Source organism: Streptomyces sp. NPDC002690 (genome assembly GCF_053592415.1).
Genome location: NZ_JBSFVR010000082.1, coordinates 1 through 4,336 on the forward strand (window position 1 = coordinate 1; position 4,336 = coordinate 4,336).

General features: G+C 73.2%; 4 protein-coding genes and 1 pseudogene. 1 reads left to right on the plus strand and 4 read right to left on the minus strand.

Annotated features, from left to right (window positions below; translation table 11 throughout):
- Positions 1–96 (minus strand): annotated as a pseudogene (locus ACWD3D_RS13460) (aldehyde dehydrogenase family protein); the annotation flags it as partial.
- 81 nt (positions 97–177) lie between these two features.
- Positions 178–1,737, minus strand: coding sequence for a sodium:solute symporter (locus tag ACWD3D_RS13465; RefSeq protein ID WP_451461031.1), 1,560 nt, complete (start codon positions 1,735–1,737; stop codon positions 178–180).
- A gap of 246 nt (positions 1,738–1,983) precedes the next feature.
- Between ACWD3D_RS13465 and ACWD3D_RS13470 the strand changes: the two genes are divergently transcribed.
- The gene (locus tag ACWD3D_RS13470; RefSeq protein ID WP_451461032.1) at positions 1,984–3,510 is read left to right on the plus strand and encodes a PucR family transcriptional regulator ligand-binding domain-containing protein; all 1,527 of its coding nucleotides are present in this window, start codon (positions 1,984–1,986) and stop codon (positions 3,508–3,510) included.
- 39 nt (positions 3,511–3,549) lie between these two features.
- On the opposite strand, the gene ACWD3D_RS13475 is transcribed toward ACWD3D_RS13470, so the two are convergent.
- Entirely contained in the window at positions 3,550–3,987 is a 438-nt protein-coding gene (locus tag ACWD3D_RS13475; protein WP_451461033.1) for a hypothetical protein, read from the minus strand.
- A gap of 142 nt (positions 3,988–4,129) precedes the next feature.
- The coding region (locus ACWD3D_RS13480; protein WP_451461034.1) for a hypothetical protein at positions 4,130–4,336 on the minus strand (207 nt) is incomplete at its 5' end.

Here is a 4,336-nt window from a genome sequence, read left to right on the forward strand (position 1 = left end):
GGTGTTGCCCGCCGCGATCGCCGGCAGGATTTTCCACGCGGCCATCTGGAGCGGGTAGTTCCAGGGAGCGATCGAGCCGATGACTCCGAGGGCCTGGCCCCCGGACGGCACGACCGAGGGGGCGGTCGGCGGCGGGGGCACGGGCCGGGGTGACCGGCGCGGGTGGCCGGACACCACCTAGACGGTGGCCGGCTCCTGCGGGGAGGCGCCGGTCGCGGGGGCGTCCCCGTCGCCTCCGTCGCGCCCTTCGCGTCCGGCCAGGCGTTCGCGCCAGGCGCTGAGCACGGCGGGGTCGGTGGGCTTGGTGGCCAGCGAGACGACGACGTACACGGCGAGCGAGAGGAGCAGTCCGTAGTAGACGGGTTCATTGGCAAGGATGCCGTACGCCCCCATCAGGACGACGACCGCGACCCCGCCGACGCCGACCGCGGCCAGTGCGCCGGCCGCGGTGCCCCGGCGCCAGAGCAGTCCGCCGAGGATCGGCACGAGGAGGCCGGCGACGAGAAGGTTGTACGCGACGGTGAGCGCTTCGACGACGTCGTTGAGGGCGATGGCGATGAGGATGACCGCGACGCCCATGATGAGGATGAACACGCGGTTGCCCCGTACCTCGTCGTGCCCGCCGTCGTGCCCGCCGTCGTGCCCGCCGTCGGTCCCACCGGCGCCTGCTGACGCAGCACCGTCCGGGGCTCCCGTCCCCCGGCCGATCGCGCCGCGCAGCCGGGACCAGATGTCGTTGTTGGCGACGGTGGCGCAGGCGATCAGCGCGCCGGAGGAGGTCGACATCACGGCGGCCAGGGCGGCGGCCAGCACCAGCCCGCGCACACCGACCGGCAGTTCGTCCTTGACGATGGTGGCGAACGCGGAGTCGGCGCTCGGCAGCTTCGGGTACATCACCTTCGCGGCGGTGCCGATGACCGCTCCGGCGAGGGCGTAGACGAGGCAGTAGGTGCCGGCGACGGTGCCGCCCCAGCGGGCCGTGCGGTCGCTGCGCGCGGTGAACACGCGCTGCCAGATGTCCTGGCCGATCAGCATGCCGAAGGTGTAGATCAGCACATAGGTGAAGATCGTTTCGCCGCCGATGCCGAGCGGGTCGAAATACTCGGTGGGCAGCTTGGCCTTCATCTCGCTGAAGCCGCCGGCCTTGACGACCGCGATGGGCAGCAGCAGGAGGAGCACGCCGATCGTCTTGACGACGAACTGCACCATGTCCGTGATCGTGATCGACCACATGCCGCCGAGCGTCGAGTACGCGACGACGATCGCACCGCCGAGGATGATGGCGATGGTCCGGTCGAGGTCGAAGATGACGTCGAAGATCGTGGCGTAGGCGATGGTCGAGGTGACGGCGAGCATGAGGGTGTACGCCCACATGACCACGCCGGAGATGAGCCCGGCCCGGCCGCCGTAGCGGAGGTCGAGCATCTCGGAGACGGTGTAGACCTTCAGCCGGGCGATCCGCGCGGAGAAGAAGACGGAGAGGGCCAGCAGGCCCAGGCCGATGGTGACGACCATCCACGCGCCGGAGAGGCCGTACTGGTACCCCAGGCCGACACCGCCGATGGTGGAAGCGCCGCCGAGGACGATGGCGGCCATCGTGCCGGAGTACATCGAGGGTCCGAGCCTGCGTCCGGCCACCAGAAACTCAGCTTTGGACTTGGCGCGGCGCATGCCCCACCAGCCCATGGCGAGCATGCCGGCCAGATAGACCACGATCACCGCGTAGTCGACGGCCATGGGCGTCCCTCCATCTCAGTCGGTCGGGTGCGCACGCCGGGTCCGTACCGCGACACGCCACGACCGGACGGCCGGGGCGGGGCGCCTCCCGGAAAGCCGGATCTCCGGGACGACGACGTCGGTCCGCCCGGTGGGGGCCTGTGCGTCGCGTGCGTCTCGTGCGCCCTGATGACGGTAGGTGGCCGTCAGGCGGCGCTGAAGTGTACGTTTCCTCCATCCTTGACGTACACGATGGAGAAACCATCCATGCCGGACTCCCCCACGGGTCCCCTCCCGGTCCCTGAGCCCGCCGGGCCCTCCACCGCGGTGGGACCGGCCGGCTCCACCGCGGGCCCCGCCGGGCCGCCCACCCCGCCCGTCCCTCTCGGTGCGCTGCTGGCCCGCGAGGAGCTGGGGCTGCGCCGGATCGCCGGGCCCGAGCGGGCCGAACTGCTCTGGGTGCACACCTCGGAGATGGCCGACCCGTACCCCTATCTCCTGGGCGGCGAGCTGCTGCTCAGCGCGGGCGTGCTGCTGACCGACCCGGAGCGGTACGTCTCACGGGTGGTGGAGGCGGGCGCGGCGGCACTGGGCTTCGGCCTGCGGCCGGTGCACGAGTCGGTACCGGCCGGGCTGGCGGAGGCGTGCGAGCGGTACGGGCTGCCGCTGCTGGAGGTGCCGCCGGAGACGACGTTCACCTCGGTCGCACGGGCGGTGTGGCAGCTGATGGCGGACGCCCGCCATCAGGAGCTGCGCCGGACGGCCCGCGCGCAGCAGGCCCTCGCGTCGGCGGCGGCCCGCCCCGACCCGGTGCCCGCGGTGCTCCACCAGTTGGCGGCCCAACTGGGCGGGCGCGCGGTGCTGCTGAACCCGGAGGGCGGCGAGATCCACACGGCGGGCGCCCGTACCGCCCCGGCGGTGCGCACCGCGCTCTCCCGGCTGGCCCGGGTGGTCGCCCCGCAGGAACGCCGGGCCGCCCCCGCGTCCGCCACCGAGACGGTGGACGGCACCCATCTGTCGGCGTACGCGCTGGGCGGCGGGCACGGTCTGGTGCTCGCCCTCGCCACCGGCCCCCGCGAGCCCGGCGACCACACGGTGGCGGGCATGGCCGTCGTGCTGCTCTCCCTGCTGGCCGCCCCGCACCAGGGCGCGGGCTCGGCGGACCGTTCGGCGGCGCTGGTACGCGTGCTGCTCGGCGCGGCCCCCGGGGACGTGGGGCCGCTGCTCGGTTCGGACGGCCCGTGGACCGTGGTGCATGCCCGCCGTACGAGCGGCGGCAGCACCGCCCCGCTCACCGCGGGCACCCTGGGCGCCTCCCTCGGTTCGGCCCTGGTCGACACGGGCCGCCGCCCCGAGGAGGCGGTACGCGTCCTGCTCACCGACACCGCCCGGCTCACCCCGCAGCCCGGCTGGGTGCTCGGCGCCTCCGACCCCGTGCCTCTGGACGAGCTCGCGGCGGCGGACACCCGGGCGTCCCGGGCGCTGGCCCGCGCGGAGGCGACCCGCACCCCGCTGCTGCTGCACCGCGCGGACCGGGGCCTGACCGGCCTGTTGGGCGGCGAGGCGGCCGAGGCCCACGCCCGCACCCTGCTCGCCCCGCTCTCCGAGACCCTGCGGGAGACACTGCGTTGCTGGCTGTCGCTGCACGGCAGCTGGGACCGCACGGCGGTGGCCCTCAAGATCCACCGCAACACCGTCCGCCAGCGCGTCGGCCGCTGCGCGGAGCTGCTGGACACGGACCTGGACGACATGGACGTACGGACGGAGCTGTGGTTCGCCCTGCGACTGACGTGAGCCGTGCTGGACGAGTACGCCGGCCTCGTCTCCGCCGCCCTACGCCGGCTCTCCCACCGGCGCGGGCTCCGCGACGGCGAGGGGCACCTTCACCAGGAGGCCGGACCGGTTGACCAGCAGGACCGGGACGTCGTCCTCGTAGAAGCGGAGGGTGCCGATGGTCCCCTCGGTGCGCGAGTGGCGGGCGAGCCGTTCGGCGAGGGAGTCGAGATCGGGCAGCGACTCGGCGTGCACTTCCTGGCGGGCGGTGAGCGACCACCCGGCGGGCGTCCGTACCAACTCCCCCACCAGCAGGCCCCCGACGCGTCGCGCCGGTCCACGCTCCGCCAGCAGCGGGTGCGCGCCCGGGACCCCGGATTCGCCGTACTCGGCTCCGTCCGCCCGTACCCCGAGCTGCCACTGGAGGTCGGTCAGTACCGGGATGGGCACCGAAGCGTTGAGGTCCAGGCAGAAGTCGACGACGTACATGTCACTCATGGCGTCAGCGTACGGGCGGCGGGCGCGCGGCTCGCCCCGCCCGCACGACACACGACGCACGACGCACGGCGGGAGGGGTGGGTGACGGCGAAGACCGCTCGCCGCCGCCCACCCCTCCCGCCGTCCGGGTTTCCGGCTCAGATCACTTGCGGAAGTAGCCGGTGATGTCCGCGATCAGGTCGACGCTGCCCGCGTTGTTGTAGAAACTCACCTTGCCGTTCACCACCGGCACGATCACCAGGTTCGGGACAGTCTGGCCCGCCACCACGTTCAGGTTCGACGCACTCGTGCGGGTCGTCCCGTCCGGGTAGACCGACACGAAACTCGTCGCCGACACATGCGTCGCCGT